Raw genomic sequence first — 18,645 nt, 5'->3', positions numbered from 1 at the left:
TATGACTCCGCCGGTCCGGCACGGCCGGGGGCGTCCCGGGGGCCGGTGTGCCTGGCCGTGCGGCTGGCCGCCCGCCGCCGGGGCGCCTACCGTGGACCGGGTGACGACCCTGCGCGGCACTCTCCCGCCCGGCTGCCCGGACTACGTCCACCTTCCCTTCGAAGTCCCGTCCGGGACAGCCGAGTTGAAGGTGTCCTACACCTACGACAGGCCTTCCGTCCCCGCCGGCACCCCCGGCAACGCGCTCGACATCGGGCTCTTCGACGAGCGGGGTGCCGAGGCCGGCGGAGCGGGGTTCAGGGGCTGGTCCGGAGGGGCCCGGGGAGGGTTCTTCGTGCGGACTGACGACGCGACGCCCGGGTACCTGCCGGGGCCGCTGAACCCCGGCACCTGGTACGTCGTCCTGGGCCCCTACACCGTGGCCCCGCAGGGGCTGTCGTACGAGGTGACCGTCACGCTCGTCCCCGGAGCGGCCGGTGAGGCGCCCGCGCCGGTGTATCCGCCCGAACGGGTGCCGGGCCGGGGGCGGGACTGGTACCGGGGCGACTGCCATCTGCACTCCTGGCACTCCGACGGGCGCCGCACCCCGGCCGGGATCGCCGCGGCGGCGCGTGCGGCCGGGCTGGACTTCGTGAACAGCTCCGATCACAACACCTTTGCCTCGCACGCTCATTGGGCCGACGCGGCGGGCGGCGACCTGCTGGTGCTGCTGGGCGAGGAGGTCACCACCAGGAACGGCCACGTGCTGGCCGTCGGCACCGATCCGGGCACTTTCGTCGACTGGCGGTACCGGGCCCGGGACGGGCGCTGGGCACACGCCGCGCGGGAGATCCGGCGCGGCGGCGGTCTGGTCGTACCGGCCCATCCGTACGCCGACTGCCTGGGGTGCTCCTGGAAGTTCGGGTTCGCCGAGGCGGACGCGGTGGAGGTGTGGAACGGGGTGTGGACGCCCGACGACGAGGTGGCGCTGGCGGCCTGGGACGGCATGCTCGCCGCCTCGGTGCGCGGCGACGGGGCGTGGCTGCCGGCCATGGGCGGCAGTGACGCCCACCGGGCCCCGGACGTCGTCGGGCATCCGCAGACCGTCGTCCTCGCCGAGGAACTGAGCCGGCGGGCCGTCCTGGCGGGGCTGCGGGCGGGGCGGTCGTACGTGGCGGAGTCGAAGGCCGTCGCCCTGGACCTCACCGTCAGCGCCGACAGCGGCGAACGGGCCGGTCCCGGGGAGCGGTTGACCGTGGACGCGGGCACGCCGGTGACCGTCCGGCTGGACGTCTCGGGCGCCCCGCGCTGCTCGGCGCGTCTGGTCACCGACCAGGGCGTGGTGCTGCGCGGCGGTCCGCTGCCCGTGTCGGGGGCGGGGGTGGTGCGGTGGTCGACGACGGCGGCCCGCGCGGCCTACGTGCGCGCGGAGTTGCGGCACGAGACGGCGCTCGGGCCGGTGCCCGGGGCGATGGCCGCGTTCACCAATCCGGTCTTCCTCGGGGCGGCCGGCGGGGCGTGAGCCGCGCGGGGCCGTCAGCTCCGTGCGGCCCTCGTCCGCTGCCGGACCTCGATGAGCGTCGCCACGGCACGCAGCCAGCGGGCGGCGGTGTCGTCGGCGGGGACACCGGCCGCGAGCTCGGTGCCGGCCGCCAGCCAGTCGCGTACGACGGCCGTGGCCTCCGGCCGCGGCAGCGGCTCGGCGAGCCCGGCGGCGTAGGCGAGGCCGCCGGCCCGGACGACGTCGGCGAGGAAGGCCACCGAGCGCGGCTGGGTGCCGAGGCGGTCGAGCAGCACCGCCGCGCCCGCCGCGCCGTCGCCGAACAGGGCGGTGCGGCGGGGGCCGGGGGGCGCGGTGAGGCCGTAGCGGAGCAAGGTCGGGACGTCGAGCTCCGCCAGCTCGTCGTCGGTGCGGTCCGGGGGCTGCGGGACGGGGTTCGTCACGGGGTTCACGTTCCGGTGTCGGTGGTGCCGGTCGTCGGTGGTGCCGGCCGGCTCAGCGGACGGTGACGGTGTAGGTGACGCGCTTCGGTGCGGACTGCCGGACCGGCCCGGTCGGCGAAGGGGCCGGGGTGCCGCCGCCCGCCTCGTCGCAGGTGGTGGCGAACGTGCAGTGGGTCAGCACGATCCCGGTGCTGCCCCTGCCGGTGGCCTCGAAGGTGAAGGTGAGGCTGCTGCCGCCGCCGGCCACGTGCTCGTCGCCGGAGTCCGAGGCGCTGTGCTGCCCGCGCTCGCGGACCACGCCGGCGTCGGGCCGGGGGTCGGACAGGTACCAGTGCTCACGGGTGGAGGCGTTCTGGTGGACGGTCAGCGTGAAGCGCTGCCCGACCTTCGCCGCGATGCGGGGCTGGTCGGTGGGGTGCGCGACGGGGGCGGGCTCGTCGGTGCCCGACCCGCAGCCCGCGACGAGCGCGAGCAGCGCGACCGCCGCGACGGCGCCGCCCGCCGCCCTGCCGCGGCGCAAGAGGCTCCGCCTACTTCGCCGTAGGGAGGTACACGCTGTACGCGTCGCTGAGTCCACTGTCCGCTGCCTTGCCCATGTGTCCGTTGATGAAGTCGTTCTCGCTGACCCAGGTCGTCGAGCCCCAGGGGTTGTAGACCTGCAGCATGTCGCCCTGCTGGGCGATGATGGTCATCGCGTGGGCGCCGTCCTTGCCCTGGACGTCGACGGGGACCGGGCGGCCGTCCGCGACCGCCTTCTCGACGTCGGTCAGCGCCGCCCTGCGGTCGTCGGCGCCGTCCAGGTCGCGGCGCTGGTAGTCGTCGCCGGTGGCGGCGCCGATGGTGGAGTCCGCGATGTGCTCCTGCCCGTCGGGGCCCATGCCCTCCCAGTGGTCACCGCCGTCGCCCTCGGTGTGCAGCCGGTGCTGCTCGGCCACCAGGCGCCGCTTGAAGGCGTCGGGGTCGTCCTCCTGCCCGCTGGGGCCGCCGGTGAGGCCGAGGGCGTAGAGGGGGTCGACGATGGCACGGGCGGTGACGGTGGACGAGGCCACGCAGGTGCCCTCCGAGCCGTCGCCGCCCTGGATCCACCGCTGCCCGTCGAAGGTGACGTAGTCCTTGTTGTTGTTGGAGCCGTCGGAGGCCAGGCCCTCGTTCTGCATGCTGTCCAGGGCGGTGACGACCGGCGTGAGGTGCCGGCGCAGCCACTCCGGGTCGTGGCCCTGGATCTTGCCCTGGAACCGCTCGATCTCCGCCACGCTGTGCCCGGCGGCCAGGGCCTTCATCAGGTACGCCCGCTCCTGCGGGCTGCCCGACCCGGCCAGCATCCCGTCCACGGCGGCCCGGTCCGCGGCGCTCAGCCCGTCCATGCGCCGGCCGGCCCGCTCCAGGTCGTGCGCGGTGAGCAGCTCGTTCGTCACGGGGTCGCCGTCGACGGCGCTGGTCTCGGCCAGCAGCAGCTTGTCGACGGCGGTCAGGCTGCCCGTGCCCATCTTGCTCAGGCGCGCCTCGGCGACCCACTTGTTCAGGTCCCTGGCGACGGCGTGGGCGGCGTCGTCGGCGGCGATCGCGGCCCTGTGCATGTCGCCGACGCCTATGGCGGCGAGGGAACGGGCCTGCAACCGGACGGACTCCTCGACGTCGTCCTCGTAGAGGTCGTCGAACCAGCCGTCCTTGCCGCCGAGGGTCCCGAGTGCGTCGCGCAGCGTCTGCCGCCCGTCGCTGTCCTGGGTCTGGGCGTCCTTGAGGGCGTCGGCGAAGGTGAGCAGCGCCAGTCCGCCGCCGTCGAAGGCCCGGCTCAACGCGTTGGCGGCCCGCCGGGCGGCGGCCACCGCGTCCGAGGCGAGGACACTCGTGTTCCCGGCCCAGACGTCCGGCAGGCCCTTCTTGGCCACCCGCTCGATGCGCTTGCTGAGGTCCCAGACGTCCTGCTTCTGGTACAGCTTGGCCAGGGACTCCAGCGTCGCCGTGCTGCCGACCGGGGCGGAGACGGCGAGCGCGTCGTTGATGGCGTCGATCAGGTCGTTCTTGCTGCCGGCGGAGGCTATGGTCCCGCACAGCTCGCCCAGCCGCTTGCGGCGGTCGCCCGTGGACCCCGTCATCGTCCGCCCCCTCAGTAACCGGCCAGTGCCGACGGGCGGCCGGCCTGGGCGGGCCGGGTGCCGGTGAGGTGGCTCTCCCCGACGGCCACACCGTGGGCGCTCGTGCCGACGAGGCTGTCGCTGCCGTGGTACGCGCTCTTCGACAGCCGCACCTTGTCGGCCAGTTCGTGCAGCGCCGACTCCAGGGCCTTGGCCTCCGCCTCCCAGGCGGCGGCGTACGCGTTGAACGCCGCGGCGGCCTCCGGACCGCCGAGCACGTCGTCCACGTAGCACATGCCGGGCTGGATCGCCTCGCGTATCTTGCCCGCGTCGTCGCCCGCGGCGTCCAGTTCCTTGGCCTGCCCGGACATCCCGGACCTGACCGTGTAGCCGTCCGAAGACGCGCCCATCGAACTCCCCCGTTGCGGTGATCACGACCGCGGGGGAGGCTAACACGCGACAGCCGGCGGACGGTTCGAGGGTCACACGCCCCGCACCGGTCCGGCACACCCTCCCCGCCGCCACGCCGTGCCGACGGAGCCGCGCCGCCGGAGCCGTGCCGCCAGACGAGGAGAGCGACCGAGATGCCAGCCCCCGCAGACCGCAAGCAGCGCCTGGTGACCGCCTTCCAGCGGCACATCGCCAACCCGCTCAACCGGCGGCTGCCGTTCCAGACGCTCCTGGAGACCACCGGCCGCAGCTCCGGGCTGCCCCGCACCACCCCGGTGGGCGGGCGCCGGGTCGGCGGCTCCTTCTGGCTGGTGTCGGAGTTCGGCCACAAGTCGCAGTACGTCCGCAACATCGAGGCCGACCCGCGCGTCCGCGTCCGCATCGCGGGCCGCTGGCACCACGGCACCGCCCATCTCCTGCCCGACGACGACCCGGTGGCCCGGCTGCGCACCCTGCCCCGCTTCAACAGCGCGGCGGTACGGGCGTTCGGCGCGGACCTGCTGACGGTGCGGATCGACCTGGACGGGTGAGCGCGCGGACACCGCGGGCGTGAGGCTCGCCACCGCCCGGTGTGTGAGGACCGTGTGAAACGAGGTGCACAGGTCTGTGATCGGCGTCTCCCACGGCTGACGCAACTGCCCCGAACAAGGCAAACTGGCGGGGTTGTTCGTATGCCTAGGGGGGCGAACGCATGGACGGTGGGCCGCGAGTACCTGAGCAGCGGCGTTCCGGCTCCGCGGCCAGTGTCGTGGCGGAGCCGGCGGCGTTGCGCTTCAGCGTGCTCGGTCCGGTGCGGGCCTGGCGCGGCGAGGAGGCGCTGGCGACCGGCTCCCCGCAGCAGCGCGCCCTGCTGGCGGCCCTGCTGCTGCGCGAGGGCCGCACGGCGACGGCGGCGGAGCTGATCGACGCCCTGTGGGGCACCGAGCCGCCGTCCCAGGCGCTGGCGGCGGTGCGCACGTACGCCTCCCGCCTGCGCAAGGTCCTGGACGCCGGGGTCCTGGTCAGCGAGTCGGGCGGCTACGCGGTGCGGACGCCGCGCGAGGGCGCGCTGGACCTGGCGGTGGCGCAGGAACTCGCGGCCCAGGCGGAGAAGGCCCGCGGCGGCGGGGACCTCTCCCACGCGCGGGAGGCCCTGAACCGGGCGCTGGCGCTGTGGGACGGGGAGCCGCTGGCGGGCGTCCCCGGCCCGTACGCCGAGGCGCAGCGGGCCCGCCTGGAGGAGTGGCGCCTCGGCCTGCTGGAATCCCGCCTGGACATGGACCTGGAGCAGGGCTGCCACGCGGAGGCGGTCTCCGAACTGACGGCCCTGACCGCGGCCCACCCCCTCCGGGAGCGCCTGCGCGAGCTGCTGATGCTGGCGCTGTACCGCAGCGGCCGGCAGGCCGAGGCGCTCGCCGTCTACGCCGACACCCGCCGCCTCCTCGCCGAGGAACTCGGCGTGGACCCCCGGCCGGGCCTGCGGGAGCTGCAGCAGCGGATCCTCCAGGCGGACCCGGCGCTCGCTGAGCCCTCCGCCCCGGTCGCGGAGCCGACGGTGGTGCCCGTCCGCCCGGCGCAGCTCCCGGCGTCCGTGCCGGACTTCACGGGCCGGGACGCCTTCGTCTCCGAGCTGAGCGACGTGCTGTCCTCCGCCTCGGAGCCGGACGGCCCGGAGAGCCGGGTCATGGCGGTCTCGGCGCTGGCGGGGATCGGCGGCGTGGGCAAGACGACGCTGGCCGTCCACGTCGCCCACCGGGCCCGCCCGGCCTTCCCCGACGGCCAGCTCTACGTGGACCTCCAGGGCGCCGGCCCGCGGGCGGCGGAGCCGGAGACGGTCCTCGGCTCCTTCCTGCGCGCGCTCGGCACGGCGGACTCGGCGATCCCCGACTCGCTGGAGGAACGGGCGGCCCTGTACCGCTCCGTCCTGGACGGCCGCCGGGTCCTGGTCCTGCTGGACAACGCCAAGGACGCCGCGCAGGTGCGGCCCCTGCTGCCGGGCACGGAGGGGTGCGCGGCGCTGGTGACGTCCCGGGTGCGCATGGTGGACCTGGCGGGCGCCCACCTGGTCGACCTGGACGTGATGTCCCCGGACGAGGCGCTGGCCCTCTTCACCAAGATCGTCGGCGAGGAGCGGGTGGCGGCGGAGCGCGAGGCCGCGCTCGACGTGGTGGCGGCCTGCGGCTTCCTCCCCCTCGCGATCCGCATCGCCGCCTCCCGGCTGGCGTCCCGCCGCACCTGGACGGTGTCCGTCCTGGCGGCCAAGCTGGCGGACGAGCGGCGCCGGCTGGACGAACTCCAGGCCGGCGACCTCGCGGTCAAGGCCACCTTCGAACTCGGCTACGGCCAGCTGGAACCGGCCCAGGCCCGCGCCTTCCGCCTGCTGGGCCTGGCCGACGGCCCCGACATCTCCCTGGCGGCGGCGGCGGCCGTCCTCGACCTCCCTCCGGAGGAGACGGAGGACCTCCTGGAGTCCCTGGTCGACACCTCCCTGCTGGAATCGGCGGCACCGGGCCGCTACCGCTTCCACGACCTGGTCCGCCTCTACGCCCGCGCCTGCGCGGAACGCGACGAGCAGCCGCCGAGCGAGCGGGAGGCGGCGATGTCGCGGCTGCTGGACTTCTATCTGGCGACGGCGGCGCGGGTGTACGCGATCGAGCGGCCGGGGGACCGGACGGTGGATCACCTGGAGGTGACCCGGCATCCCGGCCAGGAGTTCACGGACGACGCCCGTGCCCTGGACTGGCTGCACGCGGAAGCGGCCTGCATCCTCGCCTGCGTCCAGCAGTCACTGGCCGCGCCGACCCTGCGCAAGGCGGTCGATCTCCTCCTCGCGTCCAAGGACTTGGCCGAGTCCGGAGCGAGCGCACTGCGCTACGGAGTCGTGACGCAGGCCGCCCGGGACGCCGCGACCGCTCTGGGAGACGCCCACGCGGAGGGAAGAGCACGGACCACCCTCGCCCAAGTCCTCAGCCACGCGGGCCGTTTCGAGGAGGCCGGTGCCGAGACGGAGCGGGCCATCGAACTCGGCCGCAGCACGGGGGATCCCTGGACCTGTGGAAACGCCCACAACGAACAGGGCATCATCGCCAACTGCCTGAACCGGCGCGCCGTCAGCGAGACCCACCTGCGCGAGGCGATCCAGGCGTTCAGGGCCGACGGCAACCGCCCGGGAGAGGCCAGCGCCCTGTGCAACCTGTCCCGGGTCCTCGTCTCGCTGGAGCGTGTCTCCACCGCCATCGAGCTGGTGCGTGAGGGCATCGCCATCTACGACGAACTCGGGCTCACGTTCCGGCTGGCCAACGCCCGGTACGCACTGGGGATCGCGCTCGGACACGGAGGACGCCACGACGAGGCCCTGGAGCAGCTCACCGCGGCACTGAGCACGTTCGGCGTGAACAGGCAGCGCCTCTGGGAGGGCACCACCCATTTCCGCATCGCCCAGGTCCACCTGTCCGCCGGGCGGTCGGCCCAGGCCGCACAGCATGCCGAGCAAGCGCTGACGACCGGCTCCATGGGTGGTGAGTGGATGCGCGCGAACATCCTCACGCTGCTGGGACAGTCCCTGGAGAGCCTGGGGCAGACGGACCGGGCCAGGGCCTGTTGGCGCGAGGCCCTCGCCATCCACGAGAGCGCGGGCTCACCCGAGGCCGACCGGCTGCGCCGCCTTCTTCCCTCGGCCGCCCTGCTCTGACCAGGTCCACAGCGGCGTTCATCGAACGTTTATGAGGGACTGTCACCATCGAGTCATCGATCCGTCACGGCGGGGGGACGCAGGCGGATCCTGTGGGAGCCCACGGCTAAAGTGAGCGCCCCGGAACGCCCGTTCGACGACCCGCGGGGGAGTTGCCGAGCGGGCGTTCCCCACAGCACTGTCACAGGGGAGTTTTCATGAGCAACGCCGAAGAGCCCAAGATCGCGGACGACGTCACCACCCTCGACAGCCACATGCCGGCCCCGCCGAAGGACGACACCGTCACGACCCTCGACAGCCACATGCCGGCCCCGCCGAAGGACGACACGATCACCACGCTCGACAGCCACATGCCGGCTCCGCCGGCCCTGTAAGCCTCACCTCCCGACGGGGGATCGGCCGCGGCGGCGCGGAGGGGGAGCCGTCGCGGCCGATGTGTGTTGCGGGGGTGGGCCCCCAAGTCACCGATGAGGGGCGGGCGCAGGCGCCCGCCCCTCATCGTGTTCCGGGTCCGGTGAGCCCCGTGGTCATTCCGGGCGGGCCGTCGGCTCCACCTTGCAGTGGTCGATCAGGGCCGTGCTGCCCGAGGGGACCTCCACGCGGGCCGTCGCCCTGCCCTTCGCCGGCACGGTGACGTACGCGTGGCCGGACTCGACCTCGTCGTCGTCCTGGTCGCGGAAGGAGACGTCGGTGCTGAAGCCGGCCTTGCGGTCGTTGGGGTTGGTGATCTCGACGGTGGCGTACGGCTTCTTCTCGCTCGCGCAGCCGACCAGGGTCGCGCGGCCGTCCCGCAGCGGCTTGGCGGTGCCGCCGGAAGGGGTGGGGGTGGCCCGGTGGGTCGGGCGCCGCGTGTACGTGCTTCCGCCGGTGCCGCCGCTCGTGCCGCTGCTGCCGTAGCCGTCGTCGTCCGAGTCGCCGTACGATCCGGCTCCCGACGTGGACGACGACGAACTGTCGTGGTCCTGGCGGGAACTGCTGCACCCGCCGCCGCTTCCGTGGCCGCCGTGGCGGCTGTGGTGCCGTCCGGTCGAGAAGCCCGTGAGGCTGAGCACCACGAAGGTCAGTACGGCCGTGAACCTGAGCGTGCGCGTCCGTCCATGCATGTCGTCAGCCTATCCACCCGGAGGGCACCGGCTCAGGTCGTGCGTGCCGTCCCCGTTCCCTTCTCCGCGTCCAGCGCGTACACACAGCGGTCCTTGCTGCAGGCGTAGACGACGCCGTCCTTGACGACCGGGGAGCCGGTGATCTCGCCACCCGTGGCGAGCTTCCAGCGCAGCCGGCCGTCGTCGGACTTCAGGGTGTAGAGCAGGTGGTCGGTGGAGCCGAAGTGGATCCGGCCCTCCGCGACGACGGGGGCGCCCACGACGTCGCCGCCCGCCTGGAAGCGCCACTTGGGGGTGCCGGTGACGGCGTCCAGGGTGTAGAGGCCCTTGCCGCTGCCGACGTGGACGTGCCCGGCGGCCACCAGGACCGGCTCTATCGAGGAGCGGGCCTCCGTGGCGATGCGCCAGCGGTCGCGGCCGTCGGTGGCGTCGAGGGCGTAGACGGTGCCGAGGTAGTCGGCGAGGTAGACGCCGCCGCCGGTGACGGCAGGGCCCGGGGCGAAGGCGGGCGGGCACAGGAACACCGCGGGCGCCTCGAAGTGCCAGCGCACCAGGCCGCTGGCGACGTCGATGGCGAGGACCCGGGTGCCGGCGCAGACGTAGACGTAGCCGTCGGGCGCCGGGGTGATGCGGACCGGGACGCCGCCGCAGGAGGCCGCGTCGCCGACCGGGTACGACCAGCGCTCCTCGCCGGTGCGGGCCTCCAGCGCGCGCAGCCGGGCGTCCTGCCAGACGTAGACGGTGCCGTCATGGACGGCGGGGCCGGACTCGGGGGACTCGAAGTCCGTCTGGCAGCCGCTGATCTCCCACAGCTTCTGGCCGTTGGCGGCCTCCCAGGCCTGGACGCCGCCGCCGCGGGTGCCGGTGACGACGGTGCCGTGGTCGGCGTGCAGGGAGTACACCCAGGCGTCGGTGGACAGCCGCCACAGGTCACCGCCCTCGCGGGCGTCGAGAGCGAACAGGGTGGGGCCGTCGGAGGCGTGGACACGGCCGTCCGCGACGGCCATCGACCAGGCCACGTCGCGCGTCTTGAAGCGGCGGCGGCCGGTGGCCACGTCCAGGGCGTGCACCTCGAAGGAGGTGACGTAGACGAGGTCGCCGTCCACGGCCGGGGTGCCCCAGACGTCGTTGGACATGCGGAACCGCCAGGGCCGCCAGCCGCTCGCCGTCTCCGGGGGCGCGGCCGGGACGGGCGCCCCGGCGGGGTCGGCGCCGCCCAGGCCGGGGCGCGGGCGGGTCCAGCCGGCGACCAGTCCGGCCTCCGGCGGGGGCGCCTTGACGGCGGCGGCGCGGGCGTCGGCGACCCGGGGGCCGGGTCCGATGGGCACCGGGGCGCCGGCCAGCCGGACCGGGCCGGTGTCGGGGGCGCCGACCGGGGCGGTGGCGGGGACGGCGGGGTCGTAGGACGGCGGCGGGGGGACGGCGGGCCGGCCGCCGCTGCGGGGGCCGGCCGGGGCCGGTCTCGCGGCCGGGCGGCCGCCGCGGCGGGACTCGATGAGGGCGACGGCCTTCTCGGGCAGCCAGGCGGAGGCGGTGCCGCTGTCGTCGGAGCCGGAGCCGAACAGGTGGGGGGCGAGCTGGGCCTGGAGGTCGGCCGGGGTGGGACGGCCGGAAGCCTCCATCTGCATGCAGACCTCGATCAGCGGACGCAGCTCGTCCGGCAGACCGGTGAGGTCCGGGCCCTCGCGCAGCAGCATGAAGACCGTCTCGACCGGGTTGGCGCCGTGGAAGGGCGGGTGGCCGGTGGCCGCGAAGACGAGCATGGAGCCGAGGGAGAAGACGTCGCTGGCGCCGGTGACGCTGCGGGAGTCCTTGGCCTGCTCGGGGGACATGTAGGCGGGGGTGCCGACGGCCACGTTCGTCATGGTCAGGCGGGTGTTCGAGACGCCGGAGGCGATGCCGAAGTCGATCACCCGGGGGCCGTCCTCGACGACGAGGACGTTGGACGGCTTCAGGTCGCGGTGGACCAGGCCGGCGCCGTGGATGGACTGCAGGGCCTCGGCGACGCCCGCGGCCAGCCAGCGCACGGCCTGGGCCGGGAGCGGCCCGCACTCGTTCACTATCTCCTCGAGGGAGGGCGCGGGGACGTAGGCGGTCGCGAGCCACGGCACGGCGGCGCGCGGGTCGGCGTCGACGACGGCGGCCGTGTAGAACCCGGAGACCGCGCGGGCCGCCTCCACCTCGCGGGTGAAGCGGACCCGGAAGAGCTGGTCCTCGGCCAGCTCCGTGCGGACCGTCTTGATCGCCACGCGCCGGCCGGATGCCGAGCGTGCCAGATAGACCAGCCCCATGCCGCCGGCCCCCAGCCGGCCCAGCACCTCGAACGGCCCGATCCGCCGCGGATCGTGCTGCGTCAGCTGATCCACCACTTGCCTGCCACCTCCCCGTACGAGCCGCGCCACCCGCTCAGGTACGCGGGCGGAGTGCAGCGTCTCACCACCGCACCGCCAGGGCGGCACGACCCCTGATTCTTCCTGGCCGGGCGGCTGGTTGCGAACCCGACGGCAAAACGGGGTGTCTCGTACTCGATACGGTCATTTCCCGCCGCGCCGCCGATGCTCAGCGCCGGAGCACCGCGAACGAGGCCCCTTGATTGTCGGTGACGACGGCCACTCGTCCGTACGACGTCTCAAAAGGCGGAGCCTGGATCCGGCCGCCGAGCCGCTGGACGGCCCCGAGCGCGTCGTCCAGGTCCGCGACCCGGAAGTGGGCGAGGAAGTGCGGGGGCATCTCGGCCGGGAAGACCTCGCAGACGTCGGCGCGGCCGAAGTCGGGTGCCGCCCCCGTGCCGAAGAGGGCCTCGTGGAAGAGATCGCCGTAGAAGGCGTTGGCGGCGGCGGTGTCGCGGGTGTAGAGCTGCGCCCAGGCGAACGTGCCCGGCGCGCGCCGCCGGCCGAAGCCCGGGTGGCTGCCCGGCTGCCACAGGCCGAACACCGCGCCCTGGGGGTCGGCGGCGAGGGCGGCGGCGCCGAGGCGGTCCACCGGGAACGGGGGGACGACGAGCTGGCCGCCGGCCGCGGTGATCCGCCGGCCGAGGGCCTCGGCGTCCGGGGTGGCGAAGTAGACGGTCCAGACGGTGGGCATGCGGCCGTCCGCCTTGCGCGCGAGGGCGGCGACGGGCTCGCCGTCGAGCCGGGCCCACACGGAGGAGCCGGGCGCCTCCTCGAAGGTCCACCCGAAGAGATCGCCGTAGAACCGCTTGCCCGCCTCGAGGTCGGGCAGCTGGGCGTCCACCCAGCAGGGCACACCCTCCCCGTAGGTCTCCGCGTCCCCGGAGATCTCTTCGTTCCCGTCGTTCCCGGAGACCTCTTCGCTCCCCGAGACCTCTTCGTTCCCCGAGACCTCTTCGCTCCCGGAGATCTCTTCGTTCCCGGATGCCCTGTTTTCGGCCATGCCGCCAAAGTAACCGGGCCGCGCGCAGCCCGCAGACCAGCCACACCAGGCCCGGTGCGCCCCCGCACCCCATTTGCAGTCGGCCGAATCGCGCCCAGATCACCCGTCGGTAAGCTGACGACATGACAGGACAAGTGCGTACCGTCGACGGCCGTGTGGCCGGCCGGCGTGGGCAGGCGACCCGGCAGAAGCTGCTCGACTGCCTCAGCGAGATGCTCAGCTCCTCCCCCTACCGGGACGTCAAGGTCATCGATGTCGCCCGGAAGGCGGGGACCTCCCCCGCGACCTTCTACCAGTACTTTCCGGACGTGGAAGGTGCGGTACTGGAGATCGCCGATCACATGGCGGCCGACAGCGCCGGGTTGACCGAGCTGCTCGAGGGGCGCACCTGGGCCGGCAAGGCCGGCTGGCAGACCGCGCAGGAACTCGTCGACGGCTTCCTGGAGTTCTGGCGCAAGCACGACGCGATCCTGCGCGTGGTCGACCTCGGCGCCGCCGAAGGGGATAAACGGTTCTACAAGATCCGTATGAAGATCCTGAACTCGGTCAACAACTCCCTCGCGGACGCCATCGCGCAACTGCAGGCCAAGGGCCGGGTCGACAAGGACGTGAACCCGGCGGCGGTGGCCGGCTCGCTCGTCGCGATGCTCGCGGCGGTGGCGTCCCACCAGAAGGGCTTCTCGTCCTGGGGCGTGAAGCAGACCGAACTCAAGCCGAACGTGGCCCTGTTGGTGCACCTGGGCGTGACCGGCAGGAAGCCGACCAGATAGATCCTCCCCCCTCCCACCCTTTTCCCGGGTCCAAGTCCTGTCTGGCAGGCGGTGGTTCACCTACGGTGAGCCACCGCCTGCGTCGCTGTGGGGGCCCGCAAGCGCTTCACGCGGGCAGCGGCCGGTCCCGCACCACGTGCTTCATCACCAGCGTCGAGGTCAGCCGCTGCACCCCGGGCAGGGTCGCGAGACGCTCGTCGTAGAGGCGCTGGAAGGCGGCGAGGTCGGCGGTGGCCACCCGGAGCAGGTAGTCGGGCTCGCCGAAGAGGCGCTGGGCGTCCAGGACGTGCTCCAGCCCGCTGACCGCCCGCTCGAACTCGGCGACGGTGTCCCGGTCCTCCTGCCGCATGGAGACGAAGACCAGCGCCTCGAAGTTCAGCCCGAGCGCGGCCGGGTCCACCACCGCGCGGTAGCCCTCGATGGCACCGGAGCGCTCCAGCTCGCGCAGCCGGCGGTGGCAGGGCGAGACGCTCAGGCGCACCCGGGCGGCCAGCTCGGTCACCGTCAGCCGCCCGTCCTGCTGGAGTTCGGCAAGGATTTTCCGGTCCACATCGTCCATGAGAAAGATATTTGCTCATTGGGCGCGATCACGGGCAAACTTCGGGAACACTTTCGGGGCTTTCACGCCTAATGTCCCCCTCATGGACTCGGGACTGCTTCTCTCCTTCCTCGCCGTGGACCTGCTGCTGGTGTGCGTGCCGGGCGCCGACTGGGCGTACGTCATCGCCGGCGCGCTGGGCGGCCGCTCCGTGCCGCGCGCGGTGGCGGGCCTGGTCAGCGGGTACGCCCTGCACACGGTCCTGGCGACGGCGGGCCTGGCGGTCCTGGTGGCGGGCTCGCCCCGGCTGCTGACGGCGCTGACCGTGGCGGGGGCCGGGTACCTGCTGTGGCTGGGCTGGGGCGTGCTGCGCCGCCCGGCGGTACCGGGCGCGCAGGAGGCGCCGTCCGCCGGGGGCCGGCCCTTCCTGCGGGGCGCCACGATCAGCGGCCTGAACCCCAAGGGCCTGCTGCTCTACCTCTCCGTGCTCCCCCAGTTCCTCACCCTGCGGGGCGCCCATCTGCCCGTGGCCGCGCAGACCGCCGCCCTCGGGCTGCTCCACATGGCCTGCTGCGCGGCCGTCTACCTCGCCGTCGGCGCGCTCGCCCGAGCCCTGCTCGCGGCCCGCCCGGCGGCGGCCCGCGCGGTCACCCGCACCTCGGGCGCGGCGATGCTCGGCATCGGCGCGCTCCTGCTGGCCGAGCGCCTGGCGACGCTCTAGGGGGGCGGTGCCTCAGGGCTCCCGCCGGGCTGCTCCTGCCGGCTGAGGCCGTACGGCAGCCGCGCGGGGAGGGCGGTGACCGGGAGGTTCGGGCACGGGACGGCGCTCCGCCCGCCCAGGGTCGCCCCCAGGCACCGCGGGGCTGGTTCCGCTCGTCGGGGGCGCTCGCCCCGGGCCGGGATACCGGTGCCCCTTACCGCGCCGGGCCCCGGGTAATACTCGCCCCATGGCACTCACCGACCTCCACGAACTGCTCAGGACCCTGCGGGTCTGGTCGCCCGAGACGACGGAGCTGCGGCCGTTCGACCCGGACACGGCACCGCCGACACCGCTGTCCCTGTTCACGAGCTGGTTCGCCGAGGCGGTGGACGCCGGGCAGCCGGAGCCGCACACGATGTCCCTCGCGACGACGGACGAGGACGGCGACCCGGACGTCCGGATCGTCGTGATGCACGGCGCGGACGCGGAGGGATGGTCCTTCGGCACCCACTCCACCAGCCGCAAGGGCCGCGCCCTGAGCGCCCGCCCCTACGCCGCCCTGGTCTTCTACTGGCCGGTCCTGGGCCGGCAGGTCCGGGTCCGCGGCCCGGTCTCCTCCGCCCCGTCCCACGACAGCCAGGCGGACCTGCAGGCACGCTCCACCGGCGCGCTGGCCGCCGCGCTGACCGGCCGGCAGAGCGAGGACCTGGCCTCGCTGGAGGAGCTGCGGAACGCCTCGGAGGCGGCCTGGGACCGAGCCCGCCAGAACCCGACCGAGCCGTCCCCCACCTGGACCCTGTACCGGGTCCGCCCCGAGACGGTCGAGTTCTTCCAGGGCGACTCCGAGCGCCGCCACGTACGCCTGGAGTACCGCAAGACGGGGTGGGGGTGGCAGCGGCAGCTGCTGTGGCCGTGAGAGCGCGCGTCCACCGGGCGGCTGTGGATCCGCCGTGAATCGGACCCGAATTGTTGACGATTTTGTTGGCGAATAACTAGGTTCCAGGACGTCAGGACAGGAGCGGGTGCGACGAGAGGCAGAGCAGCGTGAAGCACAGGGCAGTTGGGCGCAGGAGCGTCGTCATGGGCATCGGTGCCGCCGCCGGTGCGGCGGCGGTGGGCGGCACGGCGCTGGGCGCGCGGGCGGCCGGGGGTGGTGGCTCGGCGGCCGCGGGCCCGCTGGTCTTCGACCCGGACGCGTACACGCGGCTCACCACCACGGTCACGGACACCGACGGCACGGACCACGCCGTGACGTACCACTTCTGGAAGGCGGTCACCTACGTCGCCGACCCGGTCGACGTGAAGTACCAGAGCCTCAACGTCAGCGTCCCGGTCGAGATCGACGGCACCGCCGTGGACGCCTCCGGCGCGCCGATCCTGTTCGCGAACTCCGTCGGCGGCTACATGCCGTCGTCGGTGGCCGACGCCACCGGGATCGGCGGTGCGGGCATGGGCGGGGGCATGCCGGGCGGCGGGGCGCCCTCCGGCAGCCCGGCACCCTCGGCCTCCGCCTCCGCGCCGGGCGCGAACGGCAGCACCAACCCCACCGGCGGCGCGCTCGACACCAACCAGCGGCTCGCGCTGGCCGCCGGGTACGTCGTCGTCGAGCCCGGAGCCCGCGGCCGCATCCTGAAGGACTCCGGCGGCACGTACTACGGCACCGCCCCGGCCGCGATCGTCGACCTCAAGGCGGCGGTGCGCTACGTGCGGTCCAACAGGGGCCGCATCCCCGGCGACGTCGACCGCATCGTCTCCGCGGGCACCAGCGCCGGCGGTGCGCTCTCCGCGCTGCTGGGCGCGTCCGGCGACAGCCCGCTCTACGAGCCGTACCTGAAGGAGCTGGGCGCCGCCGACGCCTCCGACGCGGTCTTCGCGACCGGCGCCTGGTGCCCGATCACGGACCTGGAGCACGCCGACGCCGCCTACGAGTGGAACTGGGGCACCAACGTCACCCAGTCCACGGGCAGTACCGTCGACCAGGCGGTGTCGAAGCAGCTGCGCGCGCAGTTCGCCGAGTACCAGGCCTCCCTGCGCCTGACGGGCCTGAACGGCTTCGGGCCGCTCACCGCCCGCACCTACGACACCTACCTGGTCGAGCAGTACCTGGAGCCGTCGGCCACCACCTACCTGGCCGGCCTGTCCGCCGCCGACCGGGCCGCCTACCTGGCGGCCAACCCCTTCATCGGCTGGGCCGGCGGGAAGGCGCGCTTCTCCTGGAGCGACTTCCTGACCCACGTCGGCGCCCGCAAGAAGACCGCCCCGGCCTTCGACGCCTTCGACCTGTCGACCGGCGAGAACAACGAGTTCGGCGCGGGCACCACCGGGGCCCGGCACTTCACGGCGTACGGCGCGCGGCACGACACCACGGGCCTGGGCAGCAGGCGGGTCGCGGCCGACATCCCCGCGAAACTGCGGCTGATGAACCCGATGTACCACCTGGTCGACGAGCCCAACCCGCACCGCGCGAAGCACTGGTGGATCCGCCTCGGCACCAAGGACTCGGACACCTCGCTGACGGTGTCCGCCAACCTCGCCGCCGCGGCGCACCGGCTGGGCGACGAGGTGGACCACCGCTACTACTGGGACGAGGGCCACGGCGCCAACACCGACCCCGGCGCCTTCGTGGCGTGGATCGCCGAGGTTACGGGGTACCGCCGCAGGAGCCGCTAGGACTTCCTCACATACGGGCCGGCCACGGCACCGTTCGTGCCCGCTTCTTCCACACCCGTGATCAATCCGCAACCAATTCCGGTCTTGACCGAGACCCATCAAGCTGGTGCGTGATTACGCTCGCGCTCATGGCCGCATCCCGTCCCACCTCCGTACAGCTCTCCCCGACCCCCGCCGACCGCCCCGTCTACGTGATCGGCGGGGGTCCCGGTGGACTGGCCGCCGCGTACGCGCTGCGGGCCCGGGGCATACGGGCGGTGGTCCTGGAGAAGGCCGACCACGTGGGCGCCTCCTGGCGGCGCCACTACGACCGGCTGCACCTGCACACCACCCGGCGCCTGTCCGCCCTGCCGGGCCTGGCGATACCCCGGAGGTTCGGGCGCTGGGTGTCCCGGGAGAACGTGGTGAGGTACCTGGAGAAGTACGCCGAGCACCACGAGCTGGAGATCGTCACCGGCGTGGAGGTGTTCCGCGTCGAGCGGTCCGGGGACGGCGAGGGCTGGCTGCTGCACGCCTCCGGCGGGCGGGAGCTGACCGGCAGCGCGGTGGTCGTGGCCACCGGCTTCAACCACACCCCCCGGGTCCCCGGCTGGCCGGGCCTGGACGGCTACGGCGGGGAGTTCCTGCACGCGTCCGCGTACCGCGACGCGCGGCCGTTCGCGGACCGGGACGTGCTCGTGGTCGGCGCCGGCAACACCGGTGCCGAGATCGCCGTCGACCTGGTGGAGGGCGGGGCCGCGCGGGTGCGGCTGGCGGTGCGCACCGCCCCGCACATCGTGCGCCGCTCGACCGCCGGGTGGGCGGCCCAGTACACGGGCGTGCTGGTGCGGCGGCTGCCCGTGCGGCTCGTCGACCGGCTGGCGAGGCCGCTCGCGAAGGTCAGCACGCCGGACCTGTCCGCGCACGGTCTGCCGCGCCCCGGCACCGGGCTCTACAGCAGGGTCCGGGAAGGGGCGATCCCGGTGCAGGACGTCGGCCTGATCGACGCCGTGCGCACCGGCCGGGTGGAGGTCGTGGCCGCCGTCGAGGGGTTCGAGGACGGGAAGGTGGTCCTCGCCGACGGCGACCGGATCTCCCCGGACGCCGTCGTCGCGGCCACCGGGTACGAGCGGGCGCTGGAGGACCTGGTCGGGCACCTCGGGGTGCTGGACGAGCGCGGCCGGCCCGTGGTGCACGGGGGCCGGGCGCCGGCGCAGGCCCCCGGCCTGTACTTCACCGGGTTCACCAACCCGATCAGCGGGATGCTGCGGGAGCTGGCGATCGACGCGCAGAAGATCGCCAAGGCGGTGGCACGGCGGGCGGCCCGGACGTCCGGCCGCGACAGCCGTGACCGGCCGTGACTCCTCGCGTGTG

The 18,645-nt window shown here is 74.0% G+C and carries 17 protein-coding genes; 9 read left to right on the top strand and 8 right to left on the bottom strand.

Features of this window, described 5'->3' with window-relative positions:
• Nucleotide 1: 1 nt before the first annotated feature.
• Nucleotides 2-1,501, top strand: coding sequence for a CehA/McbA family metallohydrolase (locus AQJ66_RS08770; protein ID WP_167359152.1), 1,500 nt, complete (start codon nucleotides 2-4; stop codon nucleotides 1,499-1,501).
• A 14-nt stretch (nucleotides 1,502-1,515) separates the two neighbouring features.
• Here the strand turns inward: AQJ66_RS08770 and AQJ66_RS08765 are convergent, their stop codons facing one another.
• Genes AQJ66_RS08765 through AQJ66_RS08750 form a run of 4 tightly spaced genes read right to left on the bottom strand, consistent with a single transcriptional unit; the run spans nucleotide 1,516 to nucleotide 4,408 of the window.
• The gene (locus AQJ66_RS08765) at nucleotides 1,516-1,923 is read right to left on the bottom strand and encodes a hypothetical protein (protein WP_061918827.1); all 408 of its coding nucleotides are present in this window, start codon (nucleotides 1,921-1,923) and stop codon (nucleotides 1,516-1,518) included.
• Between the two features lie 52 nt (nucleotides 1,924-1,975).
• Nucleotides 1,976-2,443, bottom strand: a complete 468-nt coding sequence (locus AQJ66_RS08760) for a protease inhibitor I42 family protein (protein WP_061918825.1) — start codon at nucleotides 2,441-2,443, stop codon at nucleotides 1,976-1,978.
• A gap of 10 nt (nucleotides 2,444-2,453) precedes the next feature.
• Nucleotides 2,454-4,019: a hypothetical protein gene (locus tag AQJ66_RS08755; protein WP_061918824.1), complete on the bottom strand. Its 1,566-nt coding sequence runs from the start codon at nucleotides 4,017-4,019 to the stop codon at nucleotides 2,454-2,456.
• Nucleotides 4,020-4,030: 11 nt separating this feature from the next.
• Nucleotides 4,031-4,408: a hypothetical protein gene (locus AQJ66_RS08750; protein WP_061918822.1), complete on the bottom strand. Its 378-nt coding sequence runs from the start codon at nucleotides 4,406-4,408 to the stop codon at nucleotides 4,031-4,033.
• A 174-nt stretch (nucleotides 4,409-4,582) separates the two neighbouring features.
• On the opposite strand from AQJ66_RS08750, the gene AQJ66_RS08745 reads away from it, so the two are divergent.
• The 3 genes from AQJ66_RS08745 to afsS all read left to right on the top strand — a co-directional run bounded on the left by AQJ66_RS08745 (nucleotide 4,583) and on the right by afsS (nucleotide 8,492).
• Nucleotides 4,583-4,978 carry a nitroreductase/quinone reductase family protein gene (locus AQJ66_RS08745; protein ID WP_061918820.1) on the top strand — a complete coding sequence of 132 codons (396 nt, stop codon included), beginning with the start codon at nucleotides 4,583-4,585 and terminating at the stop codon, nucleotides 4,976-4,978.
• A gap of 161 nt (nucleotides 4,979-5,139) precedes the next feature.
• The gene (gene afsR / locus AQJ66_RS08740) at nucleotides 5,140-8,118 is read left to right on the top strand and encodes an SARP-family global regulator AfsR (protein WP_079060137.1); all 2,979 of its coding nucleotides are present in this window, start codon (nucleotides 5,140-5,142) and stop codon (nucleotides 8,116-8,118) included.
• 197 nt (nucleotides 8,119-8,315) lie between these two features.
• Complete coding sequence (gene afsS / locus AQJ66_RS08735; protein ID WP_061918818.1) at nucleotides 8,316-8,492, top strand: regulatory protein AfsS; 177 nt, start codon at nucleotides 8,316-8,318, stop codon at nucleotides 8,490-8,492.
• Nucleotides 8,493-8,645: 153 nt separating this feature from the next.
• Here the strand turns inward: afsS and AQJ66_RS08730 are convergent, their stop codons facing one another.
• The 3 genes from AQJ66_RS08730 to kbpA form a co-directional block, all read right to left on the bottom strand.
• Nucleotides 8,646-9,221: a hypothetical protein gene (locus AQJ66_RS08730; protein ID WP_061918816.1), complete on the bottom strand. Its 576-nt coding sequence runs from the start codon at nucleotides 9,219-9,221 to the stop codon at nucleotides 8,646-8,648.
• A 32-nt stretch (nucleotides 9,222-9,253) separates the two neighbouring features.
• A complete protein-coding gene (locus AQJ66_RS08725; RefSeq protein WP_061918814.1) occupies nucleotides 9,254-11,590 on the bottom strand; it encodes an outer membrane protein assembly factor BamB family protein in 2,337 nt (778 codons plus the stop codon).
• A gap of 190 nt (nucleotides 11,591-11,780) precedes the next feature.
• A complete protein-coding gene (gene kbpA / locus AQJ66_RS08720) occupies nucleotides 11,781-12,455 on the bottom strand; it encodes an AfsK-binding protein KbpA (RefSeq protein ID WP_061919365.1) in 675 nt (224 codons plus the stop codon).
• Between the two features lie 293 nt (nucleotides 12,456-12,748).
• On the opposite strand from kbpA, the gene AQJ66_RS08715 reads away from it, so the two are divergent.
• Complete coding sequence (locus AQJ66_RS08715) at nucleotides 12,749-13,384, top strand: TetR family transcriptional regulator (RefSeq protein WP_061918812.1); 636 nt, start codon at nucleotides 12,749-12,751, stop codon at nucleotides 13,382-13,384.
• Between the two features lie 106 nt (nucleotides 13,385-13,490).
• Here the strand turns inward: AQJ66_RS08715 and AQJ66_RS08710 are convergent, their stop codons facing one another.
• A complete protein-coding gene (locus AQJ66_RS08710) occupies nucleotides 13,491-13,943 on the bottom strand; it encodes an Lrp/AsnC family transcriptional regulator (protein WP_061918810.1) in 453 nt (150 codons plus the stop codon).
• 82 nt (nucleotides 13,944-14,025) lie between these two features.
• On the opposite strand from AQJ66_RS08710, the gene AQJ66_RS08705 reads away from it, so the two are divergent.
• The 4 genes from AQJ66_RS08705 (at nucleotide 14,026) to AQJ66_RS08690 (ending at nucleotide 18,632) form a co-directional block, all read left to right on the top strand.
• Complete coding sequence (locus tag AQJ66_RS08705; protein ID WP_061918808.1) at nucleotides 14,026-14,643, top strand: LysE family translocator; 618 nt, start codon at nucleotides 14,026-14,028, stop codon at nucleotides 14,641-14,643.
• 226 nt (nucleotides 14,644-14,869) lie between these two features.
• On the top strand, nucleotides 14,870-15,538 hold the full coding sequence (locus AQJ66_RS08700; protein WP_061918806.1) for a pyridoxine/pyridoxamine 5'-phosphate oxidase: 669 nt from the start codon (nucleotides 14,870-14,872) through the stop codon (nucleotides 15,536-15,538).
• Between the two features lie 164 nt (nucleotides 15,539-15,702).
• Complete coding sequence (locus AQJ66_RS08695) at nucleotides 15,703-17,292, top strand: subtype B tannase (protein ID WP_061918804.1); 1,590 nt, start codon at nucleotides 15,703-15,705, stop codon at nucleotides 17,290-17,292.
• Nucleotides 17,293-17,420: 128 nt separating this feature from the next.
• On the top strand, nucleotides 17,421-18,632 hold the full coding sequence (locus tag AQJ66_RS08690; protein ID WP_061918802.1) for a flavin-containing monooxygenase: 1,212 nt from the start codon (nucleotides 17,421-17,423) through the stop codon (nucleotides 18,630-18,632).
• Nucleotides 18,633-18,645 lie beyond the last annotated feature (13 nt).

It is taken from the genome of Streptomyces bungoensis, from assembly GCF_001514215.1.
Classification (GTDB): domain Bacteria; phylum Actinomycetota; class Actinomycetes; order Streptomycetales; family Streptomycetaceae; genus Streptomyces; species Streptomyces bungoensis.
The sequence above is the reverse complement of the archived record's forward strand: the minus strand, read 5'-3'. Positions and strand labels throughout refer to the sequence as shown.

Excerpts from the sequence above, each read along its gene's own strand:
- AQJ66_RS08770 (WP_167359152.1), top strand. The coding sequence starts at position 2 with ATGACTCCGCCGGTCCGGCACGGCCGGGGGCGTCCCGGGGGCCGGTGT.
- AQJ66_RS08755 (WP_061918824.1), bottom strand. The coding sequence starts at position 4,019 with ATGACGGGGTCCACGGGCGACCGCCGCAAGCGGCTGGGCGAGCTGTGC.
- AQJ66_RS08750 (WP_061918822.1), bottom strand. The coding sequence starts at position 4,408 with ATGGGCGCGTCTTCGGACGGCTACACGGTCAGGTCCGGGATGTCCGGG.
- AQJ66_RS08745 (WP_061918820.1), top strand. The coding sequence starts at position 4,583 with ATGCCAGCCCCCGCAGACCGCAAGCAGCGCCTGGTGACCGCCTTCCAG.
- afsR (WP_079060137.1), top strand. The coding sequence starts at position 5,140 with ATGGACGGTGGGCCGCGAGTACCTGAGCAGCGGCGTTCCGGCTCCGCG.
- afsS (WP_061918818.1), top strand. The coding sequence starts at position 8,316 with ATGAGCAACGCCGAAGAGCCCAAGATCGCGGACGACGTCACCACCCTC.
- AQJ66_RS08730 (WP_061918816.1), bottom strand. The coding sequence starts at position 9,221 with ATGCATGGACGGACGCGCACGCTCAGGTTCACGGCCGTACTGACCTTC.
- AQJ66_RS08710 (WP_061918810.1), bottom strand. The coding sequence starts at position 13,943 with ATGGACGATGTGGACCGGAAAATCCTTGCCGAACTCCAGCAGGACGGG.
- AQJ66_RS08705 (WP_061918808.1), top strand. The coding sequence starts at position 14,026 with ATGGACTCGGGACTGCTTCTCTCCTTCCTCGCCGTGGACCTGCTGCTG.
- AQJ66_RS08700 (WP_061918806.1), top strand. The coding sequence starts at position 14,870 with ATGGCACTCACCGACCTCCACGAACTGCTCAGGACCCTGCGGGTCTGG.
- AQJ66_RS08695 (WP_061918804.1), top strand. The coding sequence starts at position 15,703 with ATGGGCATCGGTGCCGCCGCCGGTGCGGCGGCGGTGGGCGGCACGGCG.
- AQJ66_RS08690 (WP_061918802.1), top strand. The coding sequence starts at position 17,421 with ATGGCCGCATCCCGTCCCACCTCCGTACAGCTCTCCCCGACCCCCGCC.